The organism is Prevotella sp. BV3P1, assembly GCF_000479005.1.
In the GTDB taxonomy this organism is placed as follows: domain Bacteria; phylum Bacteroidota; class Bacteroidia; order Bacteroidales; family Bacteroidaceae; genus Prevotella.
In genome coordinates, this window is sequence record NZ_AWXC01000003.1 from 1 (window position 1) to 17,001 (window position 17,001).

The following is a 17,001-nucleotide window of genomic DNA, read 5'->3' on the forward strand; positions in this document are numbered from 1 at the left end:
TTTTGACATCCCCGAAAGATTCGGGTAAGAATTTGAAAGTCGATCTTACTTTTTATAAAAAATAACATGAAAGCCGTTGCCATGTCAAAAATAATGACTTACTTTGTAGGAAGAACAAATTAAAAACCTAATATTATGTACGGTAAAATGAAAGAACATCTTAGTCAGAGCCTCGATGCGCTAAGAGAAGCAGGTCTATACAAAGAGGAAAGAATCATTGAGAGTCCGCAAGATGCAGCCATTACGGTCAAAGGTAAGGAAGTGTTGAACTTCTGTGCCAACAACTATCTGGGACTCTCCAATCATCCGCGCCTGATTGAGGCGTCCAAGAAGATGATGGACCGCCGCGGGTTCGGCATGTCTTCCGTTCGTTTTATCTGTGGCACACAAGACATTCACAAAGAGTTGGAAGCCGCCATCAGCGAATATTTCAAGACCGAGGACACCATTCTCTACGCAGCGTGCTTTGACGCCAACGGTGGATTGTTCGGCGCATTGCTCACCGACGAAGACGCCATCATCTCGGATGCGCTCAACCACGCATCCATCATCGACGGCGTTCGGCTTTGCAAGGCCAAGCGTTACCGCTATGCCAACGGCGACATGGCCGAGCTGGAGAAATGCCTGAAAGAAGCACAGGCACAGCGTTTCCGTATCATTTGCACCGACGGCGTGTTCTCGATGGATGGCAACGTGGCACCAATGGATGAGATTTGCGACCTGGCAGAGAAGTATGATGCCTTGGTGATGGTAGACGAGAGCCACTCGGCAGGTGTGGTTGGCGCCACTGGTCACGGCGTAAGTGAATTGAAAGACACATACGGCCGCGTGGACATCTACACGGGAACATTAGGCAAAGCCTTTGGCGGCGCACTCGGAGGATTCACCACCGGACGCAAGGAAATCATCGACATGCTGCGCCAGAGCAGTCGGCCGTACCTCTTCTCCAACTCGCTCGCACCGAGCATCATCGGCGCGAGCCTGGAAGTTTTCAAGATGCTGAAGGAAAGCAACAGCCTGCACGACAAGCTGGTAGAGAACGTTACCTACTTCCGCGATAAGATGCTGGCAGCAGGATTTGACATCAAACCCACGCAGAGTGCCATCTGCGCCGTGATGCTTTACGATGCGCCGCTGTCACAGAAATATGCAGCTAAATTGCTCGACGAGGGCATTTACGTCACCGGCTTCTACTATCCGGTAGTTCCGAAGGGCGAGGCTCGCATCCGTGTTCAGCTCTCTGCCGCACACACGCGCGAACAACTGGACAAGTGCATCTATGCCTTTATCAAGATTGGCAAGGAGTTGGACGTGCTGAAATAATGTGCGTGCAACACCTAACGCTCCTTGAAAAAAAACAAACATTTATATAGAATCCAACGCTGTATGGTTTAGACTGTACAGCGTTTTTTATCTTGCGGGTAAGACATTATAACAAGTTGATGATCAACGGCAAAAATCCAGCTCGGCAAAAGCTATGGGATTAGGGTGCAAAAGACATGCCTTTGATGCCCAAACTCATTGACTTTAACGTCCAATCTCCATGCTATTGAAAACCATTTGCTACGCACTAAGAAAAAGCAATAAGGGTGGCGTGCCAAAAAACAGATTTTTTTTGACATGCCACCACATAAAAAACATAGGAAGGATGATGCAATCTGCGACATTTGCGGACGCACTTACCTATCCAGTCCGCAATAGCAATCAAGCGTCATGGCTTTCTCGGAATCTCACGGATGTAGATGTCACGATAACTCACCTTGCTGCCGTGTGCCTGCAATTCAATCTGCTCGATAGAAGGGATAGGCAGTTTGCGATCCCAATAGTTTTCCATCACCACGTTGTTCACCACCAGTTCGCCATTCAGCCACACGGTGACGCGGTCTCCTATCATCTTAATTCTGAACGTATTCCACTCGCCCACTCGTTCGTCAGCCACTTTCGAAGGCTTACTTTCGTACACCTTATTATTATAGAGTCCGCCAGATCCCACTTGCGCACCTACATGCACACGAGCCGTATCCCAAATCTGTACCTGCGGAGTGCCGCGCAGATAGATGCCTGCATCGGGTTCTTTGCCATGATGCAACTTCCAGTCGACCAGCATTTCAAAGTCACCATATTGACGAACGGTGCAAAGATTGTCACCCTTCCCCGTAAAAACGAGCACCCCATTTTCCACAACCCAACTTTTCTTGGCTTGTGCATCGGCCTTAACCTGCGCTGCGGCCAGTTCCTGACTGGACATTTGAAGCCGTTTGATGGGATTGGCCACCAAGCCCTTCCAGCCCGTCAAATCCTTTCCATTGAACAGACTAACGAAGCCAGATTTCACTTGTTGTTGCCGCATTTGTTTGTTGATGAGCTGCCAAAGTGCTTTGGCCTTCGAACCAGATAGCAACGTACAGGCTTTTTCCACAGCGGGTTTCGTTCCCTCATCCAAGAAGTCGGGACGGCTCAACACCAACTGTGACACGGTCTGTGCGGCTGTTTTCTTGAATTCAGGATGATTCAAGAAAGAGGTGACATACAGCAGCGCCTTGTACGAACGCGTCTTGCCCAACTCTTTCAAGATGTTTTTTTGCTGGCTCCTACTCTTGGTAAACTGCATGAGTTCACGCAGATACAATGTTTTTACCTCTCCATTCTTACTCGAGGCAACCACCAACTTGACAGCTTGTGCAGCTGCCCGATCCTGCGCCTTGTCATCCATGCCGGCCCTCATCTCATCCAACAATCGGTAAACCCCATCCAAGGAACGGTCACGCGTCGGATGATTTACCTGAAGATTGTTTGTGCCTGGCTGGCTGATAGCGCCGGCCTGAAGGGGAGCAAAGGAAAAGGCAAAAAAGGCTGCCCATACAAAATAAAAGTTTCTCTTTCTCATGTAATAGATTTTTCTAAATAATGAATGATAGGTACGGCATCAACCATACTCATGCAAAAATAAGGATTTTGTTTGTAATATCCCGCCTGCTGCGCAAAAAGTTGCATTTTTAAACCGAACTTACCTGCACGCACAAGTTCGTCGCAGCTACAACCTGCCTTCCTCACGGTAGCTGTAGTAACGGCCATCGGTGATGATGATGTGGTCGAGAAAGTAGATGCGCATGGTCTCGGCGGCCTGCTTCACACGCCTGGTCAGTCGGTCGTCATCACTGCTGGGCGTGGTGTTGTTGCTGGGATGGTTGTGACACAAGGCCAAGACCGTGGCGTTGCAGAGCACCGCTTCGCGCATGATGACACGCACATCGACGGCCGTTTCGCTGATGCCGCCATGACTGATGCGTACCGACTTGATGAGCTTGAAGTTTTGATTCATCAGCAACACCCAGGCCTCTTCTACGTCCAAATCTTGCATGCGGGGGTGCATGTAATCGTAGATGGCGACTGCCGACCCTAAATCTTGCCGTTCTTCGGCCCGCTCCATGGCTCTTCGCTTGGCCAGTTCGCAGGCTGCCAGGATGGTGATGGCCTTGGCTGGCCCGATACCCTTGTAGCGGGTGAGTTCGTGAATGGACAGTTTGCCCAGACTGTTGAGGTTGTTGTTACAGCCGCTGAGTAGGCGTTTCATCAAGTCAACGGCACTCTCATCCGTCGATCCCGACCCGATGAGAATGGCCAAAAGCTCGGCGTTTGACAGCGAAGAAGCCCCCAGCCGCTCCAATTTTTCGCGCGGTCGGTCGTCTTCCGACCAATGGTTGATGGCCAGACGCATGGGAACGTCCGGGTTGTTCTCATCCTGTGAAGAGCACAGATGACTGATGTTCTGCGGGTGGGTCATGATGGCAACTTTATCGATAGAACGTCTTGTCGAAAGCATGGAACTCACCCTTACCGCGCAGGCAACGCTTGTACCAGGCGCTGATGAAGCCAAGGCCGTAACCAAAGAGCTGGATGAAGGCGGCCCGAATGCTGAGAAATCCTATTCTTAGGCTTTCATTGCGATAGGAAGAGTCGATTAAAATAGCCAGGCAATAGATGACAAGCGGTGACAACCCACCCCAAAAGAGATACTTACCAACGCTATGAGCGCTGAAATGGTTGCTGGGTCCCGACCACAAAATCAGTCCGAAAATTATGAGAAAACACAGCAACGTAACGCCCAAGGTGAACACCGTGGGTAGCAGATGCACCAGCTTGAGGCTCTCGGGGTGCTTTTTATAGAGGTTGACGCGGGCAATGCCGCTGTTGAACACCTGTCGGAAAAACTTGCGAAAATCAGTACGGCGCTTGTGCCACACCCACGCTTTGGGGAACAACCGGCAGGAGTAGCCGCCCTTGAAGATGCGAATGGAGAAGTCGATGTCCTCACCAAAACGCATTTTACTGAATCCGCCGAGCTTCAGATAGACGTCGCGCCGAACGCCCATGTTGAACGAACGGGGATAAAACTTGTCCAGCTTTTTCTTGCCACCACGAATGCCTCCCGTGGTGAAGAAGGCGGTCATGGCATACGAAATGGCTTTCTGGGTGTCGCTGAACGACGGATGTGCACGGTCAGGTCCACCGAATGCGTCGGCCGGAGCAGCCTTCAGCTCCTGTTCCACCTCATAAAAATAATCGTGTGGCACCACCACATCGCTGTCAAGAATGATGAGATACTCACCCGAGGCCCGCTCAGCGCCGTAGTTACGACTGTCGCCTGGGCCGCCATTTGGCTTCATGAAATACTTGATGTCCAGCAGGTTTGAATACTTCTCACACACCTTATCACAAGGACAAGATGAACCGTCTTCGACAATCAACACCTCAAAATCGGTGAATGTTTGTCGCCGCATGCTCTCTAAGAGTTCATCTATCTCGTCCGGTCGGTTGTATACCGGAACTATCACGCTGTATTTCATATTTTTAGTTGACAAGTTGACGAGTTGACAAGTTTACAAGTTCTTAAGTTTTTAAGTTTGTAAGTTTTTAAGTTTCCGAGTTGTTTGCTTATGAATTATGAATTAAGAATTATGAATTATTCCGAGTTGTCGGCCGATGAATTATGAATTATGAATTATGAATTATTCCGTTTTGTCGGCTTCGAGGTTGTGCACTGCGAACGGCAGACGCGTCATCAACTATAAAGTAAAAGAGGTTACAACACCCATTCCGATGCAGTAACCTCTCGTTCTTCCCCTCCGTAAAGAGAGACTTGTATATTCTTTATAAAAGACGTTTATTCGCTCACGCGACTCAGGTAACTGCCATCACGGGTGTCTACCTGAATCAGTTCGCCCTCATTAACGAACAGCGGAACACGCACTTCTACGCCTGTTTCGAGCGTAGCCGGCTTGGTTGCGTTGGTGGCGGTGTTGCCCTTGATGCCCGGTTCAGAGTGGGTGATGCGCAAAACGGTCTTCACCGGCATTTCAGCCAACAGCACACTGCCGTCACTGGTGTCGGTAACAACCTCTACTACGTCGCCTTCTTTCATGAAGTCACCACCCGTCACCGCGGATTTGGGCAAAGGAATCTGCTCGAAAGTTTCCTGATTCATGAAGATACAACCAGTAGAATCTTCATACAAATACTGATAAGGACGACGCTCAACACGCACATCTTCTAACTTAAAACCTATCTGAAAGGTACGTTCCAAGACACGGCCGTCTGAAACATTCTTCAGCTTGGTGATCATGACTGTGTTACCCTTGCCCGGCTTTCTGTGCTGAAAATCGATGCAAGTCCAAATCTTTCCGTCAAGACGGATACATGTTCCGATCTTTATTTCCTGTGAATTGATCATTTGTTTGTTTATCTTGAAAAAATTATATCTGTAGCTTGTAACGCATTATAAAACGGTGCAAAGTTACGAATAAATTGCAAAAAAGCATACTTTTTGAGCCGAAAAATAGTTTAATCCTTTGTTATTCCGAAAATAATGAGTACTTTTGCACCCCAAAGTAATCAGAAAACAATAATATAAATATCAATAACAATGAAGAGAACATTTCAGCCACACAACAGAAGAAGGGTGAACAAACACGGATTCCGTGAAAGAATGGCAACGAAGAATGGTCGTCGCGTACTGGCTTCGCGTCGTGCTCATGGCCGCAAGAAATTAACCGTTTCTGACGAACATCACGGCAAATAAGCAAGTATAGCTTATCGGGCGTGACGCCAAAAAGCAGCAAAGAATTAGGTCTTTGCTGCTTTTTGCATCTTTCAACGCAACAGTGACAGCAGTCAACCCACGCTCAATGCAACAGTTGTAGCAGTTAACCAGCGCTGAAAAAACAAGAACTTTTATTTTGTATTATCTGCGAATTGACCTATCTTTGCATAAGACAGGCATCGCCTCGGCAATTACAAGCAAGCTTGACTGCGCTCGGCTCGCACTGTCTTTGCATAAGACAGGCATCGCCTAAGCATAGTAAACAAATTTGCTTTTTGTGCAATTTGCACTATCTTTGCATAAAGATAAGCTGCCATGAATTTGGCCATGCTATATCAACAAGCCATCAAGAAAGGGAATGAAATCATCTGAATTTTTCAATAAATTTAAGAGCTTTTACCTGTGGGGGAACCTCCTGGGCATGGCCGTCGCCATTGTTTTGGTCTGTCTTGGTGTGCGGTATGGCCTCGGTATCTACACGCACCACGGCGAATCGATTGCCATTCCCGACGTGAAGCGAAAATCTTTCAAGGAAGCAGAGAAAATATTAAGTCAGCTGGGCTTTAAGGCTGTGGTGAGTGATACGGGATATGTCAAGACAATACCCCCCGACTGTGTGTTGGAACAAACGCCCGCAGCTGGCGACAAGGTGAAGACAGGACGCATTATCTACCTCACCATCAACGCCTCAAAATCGCCAACCATCACCCTACCCGACGTCATTGACAACAGTTCACTGCGTGAAGCCATGGCCAAACTTACCGCCATGGGTTTCAAAGTGGGCACACCTCAATTCATTCCAGGCGAGAAAGACTGGGTGTACGGCATTCTGGTTCGTGGGAAACATGTGGTGACAGGCGACAGGATTTCCATCGAAGACACGGTGATCATCCAAGCGGGAAACGGCATGCGCGATTCTACTGACGTGATTGACTATGTAGATCCGGTTTATCCTGAATATGACCCAAGCGAAGAAGATGACGTTGATAGATTCGAAGAAGTGACGGGGCCAGTGACGGAAACGGAGGAAGCAACAACTCATCAACAAGAGGTCAAGCCGCTCAACCCAAGCAAAACGGAACCCACGGTGCCACAAAAGAAAGAACCGACGGCACCCAAGAAGACCGAGCCGGCCACGCCTAAATCACCCAAATCCACTCCAAAATAAGAATAGATGGCTGAAGAAGCACAGGACATGACGTTGTTGGAAGACGATGAGGAACAGCAACTTTATGAGCATTTCCGCATCGTGGTTGACAAAGGACAGGAGCCTTTGCGGGTGGACAAATATATGTTTGAACGCCTGAAACATTCCAGTCGCAACCGCATCCAAAAGGCGGCGGATGCTGGATTCGTGCATGTAAACGACCAACCCGTGAAGAGCAACTACAAAGTTCGCCCCTTGGATGTCATCACCCTGATGCTGGATGCGCCGCAACACGACCATACCATTGAGGCCGAAGACATTCCCTTGGACATCGTGTATGAAGATGCCGACCTGATGGTGGTAAACAAAGCGCCCGGCATGGTGGTGCATCCGGGCGCTGGAAACTTTCACGGAACGCTGATTAACGCCGTGGCCTGGCACCTGAAAGACTTGAGTTCGTTTGATGCCAACGACCCCGCAGTGGGGCTTGTTCATCGCATCGACAAAGATACCAGCGGGCTGTTGGTCATCGCCAAGACGCCGCTTGCCAAGACAAAGCTGGGACTTCAGTTCTTCAACAAGACCACTCACCGCAGCTACAACGCCTTGGTGTGGGGCAACTTCAACGAGGAAGAAGGGCGCATAGAGGGCAACATCGGGCGAGACCCGAGGGATCGGTTGCGCATGAACGTATTTCCACCCGACAGTGAGATAGGCAAAAGCGCCGTTACACATTATCGCATTCTTGAGCGCTTCGGCTATGTGACGCTCGTGGAATGCGTCCTGGAAACGGGAAGAACGCACCAGATACGCGCCCACATGAAACACATTGGGCACCCGCTGTTCGGCGATGAGCGATATGGTGGAACCGAAATTCTGCGCGGACAGCGCAGTTCAACCTACAAAGCCTTCATCCAAAACTGTTTCAAGGTGTGCAACCGACAAGCCTTACACGCCAAGACATTGGGATTTGCACACCCCACAACAGGCCAACAAATGGACTTCACCTCCGACTTGCCTAACGACATGCGGCAGCTCATCGACAAGTGGAGCATCTATGTTCACGGCACTAACAACGACACTTTTGAAGAATAAACAAAAATATACATCAAATATGAATCATCTGAAACGTAACATTGCCATCGTTTGCGGTGGCGACTCGTCAGAATACGACGTATCTCTACGCTCGGCACAAGGGCTCTATTCGTTTTTCGACAAAGAGCGATACAATGTCTACATCGTCACCATCAAGGGACAAGACTGGAACGTTTGCTTTGACAACGGCGACACAGCCAGCATCGACAAAAACGACTTCTCGTTCGTGAAAGAAGGTGAAGCCGTGCTTTTCGACTATGCCTACATCACCATTCACGGCACCCCGGGCGAGAATGGCATCATGCAAGGCTACTTTGAGCTGTTGCACATACCCTACTCTACCAGCGGTGTGTTGGTGGAAGCAATGACCTTCAACAAGTATGTATTGAACAACTACCTTTCCGCATTCGGCGTCAAAGTGGCGAAAAGTATGTTGGTGAAACGTGGTGAAGAGAACCAACTCTGCGAGCAGAAGGTGCAAGACGTCCTTGGCATGCCTTGCTTCGTGAAGCCTGTCGCTGACGGTTCGAGCTTTGGTGTGACCAAAGTGAAGAACACAGATCAACTGGCTCCGGCTTTGCGCGTGGCCTTCATGGAGAGCGACACGGCCATGATTGAGCATTTCATGGATGGAACCGAACTATCCATCGGCTGCTACAAGACCCGCGAGAAGAGCGTGGTATTCCCTGCGACAGAGGTGGTGAGCAGCAACGAATTCTTCGATTACGACGCCAAATATAACGGTCAGGTGCAGGAAATAACGCCTGCCCGCATCTCTGAGCAAACGGCCAAGGAGGTGGCTGAGGAAACAAGTAAGATCTATGACATCCTACAATGCAACGGCATCATCCGCATTGACTACATCATCACCAAGGACGAAGCGGGACAAGACGTGGTGAACATGCTCGAGGTGAACACCACTCCCGGCATGACACCTACCAGTTTTATTCCACAACAGGTACGCGCCGCAGGCCTGAACATCACCGACGTGCTGACCGAAATCGTAGAAAATCAATTCTAACTCCCCATCATGCATATTCCATCCGAATTCGACTCCATCCGTCCTTTCGAACCCGAAGAGCTGCCGAAAGTGTTCGATCGGCTGTTGGCCGACCCACAGTTTCAGCAGGTATTGGCCTATCTTTATCCCAACGTGCCAATGGATGCAATTGCCCAGCGGCTGCATGTCTGCAAGACGAACGTTGACTTTCAGAAGGCTTTCTGCTATGAATTCTTGCAGAAGCTGTTGGCGCAGAAAGCCAAGAGTTGTGACATGGATGCCACGTCCATTAGCAATGAGCGCAATTACACGTTCATCAGCAACCACCGTGACATTGTTCTCGATTCGGGACTGTTGGCTAAACTGCTGATAGACCACAACTTTCCGACCACCTGCGAGATTGCCATTGGCGACAACCTGCTATCGCTGCCATGGGTCAAGGATCTGGTGCGAGTCAACAAGGCCTTCATCGTTGAGCGCAGTGTGTCGTTCCGAGAGATGCTCGCCACCAGCAAACGGCTCTCCGCATACATGCACTTCGCCATCGAAGAGAAGAAAGAAAACATCTGGATAGCACAGCGGGAGGGACGTGCGAAGGATTCTGACGACCGCACGGCAGAGAGCATATTGAAGATGATGGCCATGGGTGGAGAGGGCAACATCATTGAGCGACTGCAACAACTGCATTTGGTTCCGTTGGCCATCTCGTACGAATACGACCCCTGCGACTACCTCAAAGCAGCCGAGTTCCAACTGAAGCGCGACAATCCTGACTGGCAAAAAGGATCGCAAGACGACATCGTGAGCATGCAAACGGGTATCATGGGCTACAAAGGACACATCCACTATCACTGTGCACCCTGCATAGACGATTACCTCAGCACACTGGATGCCAACATGCCAAAGGCCGATTTGTACCGCATAATAGCCGCGCACATCGACCAAGAGATACACCGTAACTACCGCATCTATCCCAATAACTACGTCGCCTACGACCTGTTGGAAGGAAACAACGCCACATCGAGCCACTACACCCCGCAAGATAAAGCCGCATTTGAGCAATATCTGTCGGACCAACTCGCCAAGATAGACATCCCCAACAAGGATGAAGCCTACCTGAGAGAGCGCATGCTCACGATGTATGCCAATCCCTTGAAAAACCATTTAGCCGCATGTTGAGAATCACTGCCCTTGCCTTGAGCTTCACAACTCTATTAGCTGCCTGCACCATTGACCCCTACGAGGCAGGCGACGGACAATACTCGTACCTCAAAGCCGAGATGGCAGACATGCACACCGCGGCCAAATGCAAGGTAGATTATGCGGTGACGGACACCGATGAGAAGCTCACATTCAGTCCTCCCTTCAGCTGTCATTGGGCCACCACGCCCGACAGTACCTACCGAACCATGCTCTATTATAAAAAATCACCTGACAAAACGGAAGGGAACACATGCGTCACAGTGTGGGTGTTGCACCCAATGAAGCCATCAAAAAAAAACCCCACCGACCCCGTAAAGTTACAAAGCAGCTGGCTGAGCCAAAACAAAAAGTACATCAACCTGCGCTTGGGCGTCATGTCTGGAAAGCCCGATGACGAGAAACAGAAGCAAAAGATTGGCATTGTGCTCAACAAGCAAGTGACACACGCCAATGGCAAAAAGGCCATCGACCTACAGCTGTTGCACAACCGCAACCACGTTCCTTCCTATTACACCAAGACCCTTTACATCAGTATCCCCATGGCATCCTACAAATCCGGCGATTCCATCCGCCTCAAAGTAAACACCTACCAAGGCATGGTGGAGAAAACATTTGTTTTGTAGGCTGTCGAAGCACCCTCTTTTCAAAGGAGTTATAATGGCCACTGCCAATCAAAAGCATGTGGCTTTCATACATTCCCTTCCCAAAAACTTCATTGTCAGCAGCGAAAAGCGAACCGCTCCTTGCATTCAATCCAGGTCCGCTTTGGGATTGTATCGCTTGGTTTCTTGCCAAGTTCTACTATGATATATAGGCTACAAACAGCGTTTCCTACACCCCCTATATATGGTATAATCATGTAAGAAACGCCGCATTCTCTTTAGTGCCCCATGCGTGAGGTATCAACTTCCTTAACTTTTTTCTCCTTGTAGCCACCGAACTTATAGACAACGGCAAAAGTAACTGTCGACCAATTGAAATTGATCTTCATACGATAGTCTTGGTTGCCTTGCACGGAACGGGTGTCAAAGAAATTGTTGAAGATGTTGCTGCCATTGAGGCGCAGTCCCCATTTTCCATCGTGTGACGACCATTGCAGTTTGGCATTCATTCGGAAGATGGGACTGATGTCGTAAACTCCTTGTATTGCTTTCGACTGAAAGAAAGGATTCAGAATAAGGCGCACGTCCTGAGTTTCGCAAAGTTTTACCGATGCAGTACCTCCAAATATGGCAGAAAGTTTCTCACGATCGAATGGCAAGTCGAAGAAATGGCTGCTCTTGTCGTGCCTATAAGTCCCTACGGCAAACACATTACCGTTGAGCCATTTGCCTGCACTGAAGATGGCAGAGGCCTGCAATCCGAAGCTATTTGAATAATCGAAGTTGGTTTCCTTCATGATGACAGCCATGCGGTCAGCTGTCTGGTAGGGCAACTGCACGAAATAGTCGGGTCTGAGATTTGCGAAAGCCATCAGCGTATAACGTCTTTTTATCTGCCACATCAGATTGACATTATAATAGGAGTATGGTTTCAAATCGGGATTGCCATGTACCTCTGTGTAGGTGGATGAGTAAAACACATTGCTCATGGTTGACCAATAGTTCGGAAACACTGAATTGGAATTGAAGGAGAGGTTGAGCAAATGGTTGTCGTTGATGCCCCACAAAGCGTTGAGCGTAGGATATATGCGCCATTTATTCCACATCGGGGAGTGGTATTGCTCGGCAGCAACGGATGCTTCAAGACTGATTGCCTTGTTGACCTGCTTGCTGAAACCTGCATACATGTTCCATATCCGCTCATTGATGTCAACGCTGCTGGTCGCATTGGGCAGAATGTTTCCCGTTTTATTGAGGGTGTTCTGATAGCTCTTGTTGCTCGCAAACTGTCCTTTCACGCCATACGACAACCCCCACCCATGCGCCAATGAATGGTTTTGATCCGCCGTAAACATCCATTTGTTGATGGTCTGCTCACTGCCACTTGTCAGGTTGCGTTCTGTTTCAGTCGTATTTTCATCCGCCTGCATCGTGCCGTCAAGCCATTGTTGCTGCGGCGTTCGATAGTGGGTGTACGAGCCGCTAAGGGTAAGTCCGAAAGGAAGTGAGTAGTTGACATCCACATTGTGCAGATACTCATGACTGTCAAGGTGCACTCTGCTTACGCTCAAACCTGTCGTTTGGCTGTTGGAGCTGGCCATTTTCCAATTTCCGGTATAGGCAATGTCGAGATGATGATTCTTGCTGAACGCATAATTCATACCCAATCGGTAGTCGTGTGTGATACCAAACGACTTCTGCCAAGTTTCGTCATAATAGTTTACGCGCTTGTTGCCCAAAGGATGATTGGCTATGTGCGAAGACTCAACGTATGAATTGCTGTTAACGTATTGATACTGTGCATCCAGTCCAAACTTGCCTCTTTGCATGGAAAGGTAAAGATTGCCAAAGCCAGTTGAATATTTGTTTTGCTGCAATCCGCCAACCATCTGTCCCGACAACCGATTGGTACCGGCATAATCTTTCGTGACGATGTTGATAGCCATGCCACGAACATGATAGCGAGCTGGGGCAGACAACATCACCTCAGCCTTTGCCAACTGTGCGGCAGGCATCGCTTTCAGTCGTTCTGCCAGCTGTTCTTGCGTCAACGTAGTGGCCTGACCATTGATAATCAGCGTCACCGCATTGCCCAAGAGGGAGATATTACCAGTGGCATCGCTGACACCGGGAATGCGTGTAAGCGCCTCGTAAGCGTTGTCGGCAGGTAACTTTTCTAAAAGATTGTGCATATTGTACACCATCTTTCCCTGTACTAATTTTACTATTGGCTTTTCTGCCTTCACAATAACCTCTGGCAAATTCTTATACCATTTATTAATATCTATAGAATCGTTATCATTGGCTACCTGTGCAGATAAATTTTGAACTGATAGAAATAATATGACTGTTATTAAATATTTCATGTTTTATTTTTAGGTGAAGTTGGACGTTATTACAGAGATATGATTTCGACTGTCTCTTTTAATCATTTCTTAAGCGTTCCTCAATGCATTTTTTTTACTTTCTCCCATGAAAAGCTGACAGCGATACAAGAGTACCATTGTCGCAGGCTGGTTTGGAATTAGCAAAATAAACGTCATTTTTGATGATTTCTGTTGCAAAAATAAACAAATCCGTTAAAACCTACAAGATATGATGAGATTTTCTATGGTTACCTCGGCTCGCTCATTTGAAAAATCATTTTTTTTACAACGAAAAACGCTATGTGTAAAATCGGTGACACATTGCACGGAAGGATAATAAACGCTGAATTTTCTTTATAAAGAGCCTCTCATAACTCGCATAAAAACAACCAACAGCAAAGTTGGTCGCAAATACGCGAAATATAAGCAAATTTCGTAATCACTTATTATTGTGAATGTTACGCTCACACCTTCTCTTTTCTTTCCTGTTTTTACCACTTTTGGGCGATTGAAGCATTGAGATAAGCCTGCTATTTGCATGCTTTAATGCCGCTGTGGCATGTGAATAAGAGCTCTAAAGAGTGTTTCCAAGCAAGTGAAGTCAATGTTTCAGCATGGAAAGACGCCTCATTTGTTAAAATCAGCCCAATTTTGTTGAGCGTTTGCCTATTAAAATTTTCTATTTTGAAGATTTTAGATGGCCATTTTTTGGTAAAATGATAAGACAAAAGCAGCCGAATATCTTTACAAAAAATGGTAAAAAAATCATCTCTCTTCAATAAAAGTGTCGCATACTTGTATATATTCTTGCAAGAAAATGTGGTATGCCATCAGGCTTTAATTATCACATTTCTGCGCTCTTGCATGCGATAATATTTTTTTATGTTGTGTGGATGTTCAAAAAAAATAAAAGCTAAACAAAAGCGAAGAAAGAAAAAAATGTACCTTTGCAGCATAAATGGATAAAATGCAACAAAGTTTAATAACCTGTTTTATGAATATTTTTATTATCAATTAAATAATTACGCTTATGAAATTCAGAACTTTACACACCCTTTTGCTGATTATTGCCGCTACGCTGTGGACAGGGCGCATCAACGCACAACAACTCAAAATTGATAACAACGCTGTAAATATAGCTAATGACGCCACACTCACAGGGACATGGCTCAAATCGGGCAATGTGAGCTGAAATGCGACGACCAAGACTCTCACACTGGACAACGCCAAGATCGAGAACAGCATGGCATATGACAACACGCTTTTGGTTAGCGGCTTGGACATTACCATCAAGCTGATTGGAAACAGTGATATCAGGGTCACCTCCTCGGAGGCCGTCCGTCTCATGAACTCTAAGACCACCATCACTGGCGGCGGAACTCTCAAGGTGAACGCAGGATTTACCGACGTGTATCTACACCATGACGCCACACTGACCATTGACGACTGCACCGTGGATATGGATCGCAGGTTGGAAGGTTGGAGCTTGGGTGACGAGAAAGACAAAAATAACCACCTCGTGGTGAAAAATGCCACCCTGAAGGCCACGTCCGTGAACAAACTAAGCTCCATCACTCTCACAGCTTGCAAGATACAGTCGCCCGATGGTGGCAAGATTGACGGAAACGAGTTTGGCAAGTTCGTAGCCACGGCAGACGGCAGCAAAGCTCAAAACGTTGTCATTGTGCCAGACAAAACTGCCTCCATAGCGCGCGCAAACGTTGAGAACGGCTGCGAGGCCAAAGCCATCTACTCCATGGACGGGCACCTTCGGTCTACTCTTGGCAAGGGCATTAACATTGTATGCACGAGCGATGGCAAGACCTTCAAGGTGCTCAAGAAGTAGCGGTCGCAAAATGCGCATCGCCACAGCGACTGCTGCTGCCAATGCTCGCTTTTACAACAGTAAGTGTTGCATGCTACAGGTTAAACTTGATAAGCTCAAGGTTGACCGATTTGGGTTAAAGCAATGCTTTTGTCTACAAAACGCGTGATGCATGAGAGCCAACCGCCGGAAAAAGGCCATAACATACTATTTATCAACAAGATTTAAAAGTTGTTTATCCTTGGCGTATTTTCGGTCAGATGCAAGGTTGTTTGCAAATACGCCAAGCATGAAGAGGCACGTTGTCAAGGAAAATCATACATACGGACACGCATCATTCTCATCCGGTCAACGTGAACAAAGCGTAAACTTAAAAGTAGATACACCATTTGGCATATCCCCTTTAACTTGTTTTTATATCGAAGAAAGTTATTTTTCTGATACCAGTCGCATGGTGTCGCGTGCGATGACAATCTCTTCATCGGTAGGAATCACACAAACCGTCACCTTGGAATCGGGCGCAGAGATGATAGCTTCCTTGCCTCGAACCTTGTTGGCCTCGGCATCCATCTTCACACCCAAGAACTCTAATCCACTGCAAGCCTCGAGGCGAGTACCTATTTGATTCTCGCCTACGCCAGCCGTCCACACAATGATATCAACACCTCCCATGACAGCAGCGTAGGCACCTATGTATTTCTTGATGCGGTAGTTGTACATCTTCAGTGCCAACTGAGCCTTCTCATTGCCCTCTTCGGCTGCCGATTCTATCTCGCGCATGTCCGATGAGATGCCGGTAATACCGAGCACACCACTCTCCTTATTCAGGAAGTCGGCCATTTCTTGGGGCTTCTTACCTAACTTCTCCATGAGATAGGTAACAGCAGAAGGGTCGATATCGCCCGAACGCGAGCCCATCATCACACCAGCCAAGGGGGTCAATCCCATGGAGGTATCGATGCACTTGCCGCCCTTGATGGCTGTAACACTGGCACCATTGCCGATGTGACAAGTGATGATGCGCATATCCTTGATGTCCTTGCCTAAGAATTCGCACACACGTTGTGACACATATTTGTGACTGGTGCCATGGAAGCCATAACGGCGTACATGATATTTTTGGTACAGTTCGTATGGTACGGCATAGAGATAAGCATAATCGGGCATGGTGCTATGGAACGCGTTGTCGAACACACACACCTGTGGTGTGGTGGGCATGAGTGCATCCACGGCACGCAATCCACGAAGATGACCCGCATTGTGTACAGGCGCCAAATCGCACAGGCTTTCGATTCCGTCTTCTACGTGCTTATCTACAATCACGCTATCCTCGAACAGGTCGCCACCTTGCACAATACGATGGCCTACGGCATCAATCTCGTTTAATGACTTGATTGCCCCAATCTCGGGGTCGGTGAGCAAAGAGAACACGAAGTTCACACCTTCTTTATGATCGGGCATGTCGTGCATGATTTTCTTCTTCTCACCATTAGGCAATGTTACTTTCACAAAGGCCTCATCGAGACCAATACGTTCTACACCTCCCTGAGCCAACACTGACTCGTCGGTCATGTTGTAGAGTTTATACTTGATAGAGCTGCTTCCGCAGTTTAATACTAAGATGTTCATTGTTAAGTTTTTTACTAAGTTTACAAGTTTACGA

General features: G+C 47.9%; 15 protein-coding genes. 9 read left to right on the forward strand and 6 right to left on the reverse strand.

All coding sequences use genetic code 11. The annotated features are described in order from the left end of the window. The first annotated feature begins 135 nt into the window (after positions 1 to 135). Positions 136 to 1,323 carry a glycine C-acetyltransferase gene (gene kbl, locus HMPREF1254_RS00110; protein WP_023056608.1) on the forward strand — a complete coding sequence of 396 codons (1,188 nt, stop codon included), beginning with the start codon at positions 136 to 138 and terminating at the stop codon, positions 1,321 to 1,323. 388 nt (positions 1,324 to 1,711) lie between these two features. Here kbl and HMPREF1254_RS00115 read toward each other — a convergent pair whose 3' ends face one another. From HMPREF1254_RS00115 to efp, 4 genes are all read right to left on the reverse strand, one after another. After that, positions 1,712 to 2,887: a 3-keto-disaccharide hydrolase gene (locus HMPREF1254_RS00115; RefSeq protein WP_023056594.1), complete on the reverse strand. Its 1,176-nt coding sequence runs from the start codon at positions 2,885 to 2,887 to the stop codon at positions 1,712 to 1,714. 147 nt (positions 2,888 to 3,034) lie between these two features. Then, a complete protein-coding gene (gene radC / locus HMPREF1254_RS00120; RefSeq protein ID WP_036880253.1) occupies positions 3,035 to 3,718 on the reverse strand; it encodes a RadC family protein in 684 nt (227 codons plus the stop codon). Between the two features lie 76 nt (positions 3,719 to 3,794). Then, a complete protein-coding gene (locus HMPREF1254_RS00125; protein ID WP_023056614.1) occupies positions 3,795 to 4,847 on the reverse strand; it encodes a glycosyltransferase in 1,053 nt (350 codons plus the stop codon). A 317-nt stretch (positions 4,848 to 5,164) separates the two neighbouring features. Beyond that, positions 5,165 to 5,731, reverse strand: coding sequence for an elongation factor P (efp, locus tag HMPREF1254_RS00130; protein ID WP_023056599.1), 567 nt, complete (start codon positions 5,729 to 5,731; stop codon positions 5,165 to 5,167). A 192-nt stretch (positions 5,732 to 5,923) separates the two neighbouring features. Between efp and rpmH the strand changes: the two genes are divergently transcribed. The 6 genes from rpmH to HMPREF1254_RS00155 all read left to right on the forward strand — a co-directional run bounded on the left by rpmH (position 5,924) and on the right by HMPREF1254_RS00155 (position 11,168). Beyond that, a complete protein-coding gene (rpmH, locus tag HMPREF1254_RS11530; RefSeq protein ID WP_004351099.1) occupies positions 5,924 to 6,079 on the forward strand; it encodes a 50S ribosomal protein L34 in 156 nt (51 codons plus the stop codon). Between the two features lie 379 nt (positions 6,080 to 6,458). After that, entirely contained in the window at positions 6,459 to 7,268 is an 810-nt protein-coding gene (locus HMPREF1254_RS00135) for a PASTA domain-containing protein (protein WP_023056606.1), read from the forward strand. 6 nt (positions 7,269 to 7,274) lie between these two features. Continuing rightward, entirely contained in the window at positions 7,275 to 8,342 is a 1,068-nt protein-coding gene (locus HMPREF1254_RS00140) for an RluA family pseudouridine synthase (protein WP_023056601.1), read from the forward strand. A 19-nt stretch (positions 8,343 to 8,361) separates the two neighbouring features. After that, positions 8,362 to 9,363 (forward strand): D-alanine--D-alanine ligase, encoded by a 1,002-nt coding sequence (locus HMPREF1254_RS00145; RefSeq protein ID WP_036880235.1) that lies wholly within the window; start codon positions 8,362 to 8,364, stop codon positions 9,361 to 9,363. A 9-nt stretch (positions 9,364 to 9,372) separates the two neighbouring features. Further along, a complete protein-coding gene (locus HMPREF1254_RS00150) occupies positions 9,373 to 10,521 on the forward strand; it encodes a 1-acyl-sn-glycerol-3-phosphate acyltransferase (protein ID WP_023056610.1) in 1,149 nt (382 codons plus the stop codon). Then, positions 10,515 to 11,168, forward strand: a complete 654-nt coding sequence (locus HMPREF1254_RS00155) for a NigD1/NigD2 family lipoprotein (RefSeq protein ID WP_023056598.1) — start codon at positions 10,515 to 10,517, stop codon at positions 11,166 to 11,168. Before HMPREF1254_RS00150 ends, HMPREF1254_RS00155 begins: the two co-directional genes overlap by 7 nt. Positions 11,169 to 11,425: 257 nt before the next feature. Here the strand turns inward: HMPREF1254_RS00155 and HMPREF1254_RS00160 are convergent, their stop codons facing one another. Further along, on the reverse strand, positions 11,426 to 13,513 hold the full coding sequence (locus HMPREF1254_RS00160; protein WP_023056616.1) for an outer membrane beta-barrel protein: 2,088 nt from the start codon (positions 13,511 to 13,513) through the stop codon (positions 11,426 to 11,428). A 1,030-nt stretch (positions 13,514 to 14,543) separates the two neighbouring features. Between HMPREF1254_RS00160 and HMPREF1254_RS11895 the strand changes: the two genes are divergently transcribed. After that, complete coding sequence (locus HMPREF1254_RS11895; RefSeq protein WP_155945399.1) at positions 14,544 to 14,705, forward strand: hypothetical protein; 162 nt, start codon at positions 14,544 to 14,546, stop codon at positions 14,703 to 14,705. 51 nt (positions 14,706 to 14,756) lie between these two features. After that, positions 14,757 to 15,359 (forward strand): hypothetical protein, encoded by a 603-nt coding sequence (locus tag HMPREF1254_RS00165; protein ID WP_036890710.1) that lies wholly within the window; start codon positions 14,757 to 14,759, stop codon positions 15,357 to 15,359. Positions 15,360 to 15,767: 408 nt separating this feature from the next. On the opposite strand, the gene HMPREF1254_RS00170 is transcribed toward HMPREF1254_RS00165, so the two are convergent. Then, positions 15,768 to 16,967 (reverse strand): acetate kinase, encoded by a 1,200-nt coding sequence (locus HMPREF1254_RS00170; protein WP_023056603.1) that lies wholly within the window; start codon positions 16,965 to 16,967, stop codon positions 15,768 to 15,770. Positions 16,968 to 17,001 lie beyond the last annotated feature (34 nt).

Coding starts and splice junctions, on each gene's coding strand:
- radC (WP_036880253.1), bottom strand. CDS start 3,718: ATGCGTCTGGCCATCAACCATTGGTCGGAAGACGACCGACCGCGCGAA.
- HMPREF1254_RS00145 (WP_036880235.1), top strand. CDS start 8,362: ATGAATCATCTGAAACGTAACATTGCCATCGTTTGCGGTGGCGACTCG.
- HMPREF1254_RS00140 (WP_023056601.1), top strand. CDS start 7,275: ATGGCTGAAGAAGCACAGGACATGACGTTGTTGGAAGACGATGAGGAA.
- HMPREF1254_RS00115 (WP_023056594.1), bottom strand. CDS start 2,887: ATGAGAAAGAGAAACTTTTATTTTGTATGGGCAGCCTTTTTTGCCTTT.
- HMPREF1254_RS00160 (WP_023056616.1), bottom strand. CDS start 13,513: ATGAAATATTTAATAACAGTCATATTATTTCTATCAGTTCAAAATTTA.
- HMPREF1254_RS11895 (WP_155945399.1), top strand. CDS start 14,544: ATGAAATTCAGAACTTTACACACCCTTTTGCTGATTATTGCCGCTACG.
- HMPREF1254_RS00150 (WP_023056610.1), top strand. CDS start 9,373: ATGCATATTCCATCCGAATTCGACTCCATCCGTCCTTTCGAACCCGAA.
- kbl (WP_023056608.1), top strand. CDS start 136: ATGTACGGTAAAATGAAAGAACATCTTAGTCAGAGCCTCGATGCGCTA.
- HMPREF1254_RS00155 (WP_023056598.1), top strand. CDS start 10,515: ATGTTGAGAATCACTGCCCTTGCCTTGAGCTTCACAACTCTATTAGCT.
- HMPREF1254_RS00165 (WP_036890710.1), top strand. CDS start 14,757: ATGGCATATGACAACACGCTTTTGGTTAGCGGCTTGGACATTACCATC.
- HMPREF1254_RS00170 (WP_023056603.1), bottom strand. CDS start 16,967: ATGAACATCTTAGTATTAAACTGCGGAAGCAGCTCTATCAAGTATAAA.
- efp (WP_023056599.1), bottom strand. CDS start 5,731: ATGATCAATTCACAGGAAATAAAGATCGGAACATGTATCCGTCTTGAC.
- rpmH (WP_004351099.1), top strand. CDS start 5,924: ATGAAGAGAACATTTCAGCCACACAACAGAAGAAGGGTGAACAAACAC.
- HMPREF1254_RS00135 (WP_023056606.1), top strand. CDS start 6,459: ATGAAATCATCTGAATTTTTCAATAAATTTAAGAGCTTTTACCTGTGG.
- HMPREF1254_RS00125 (WP_023056614.1), bottom strand. CDS start 4,847: ATGAAATACAGCGTGATAGTTCCGGTATACAACCGACCGGACGAGATA.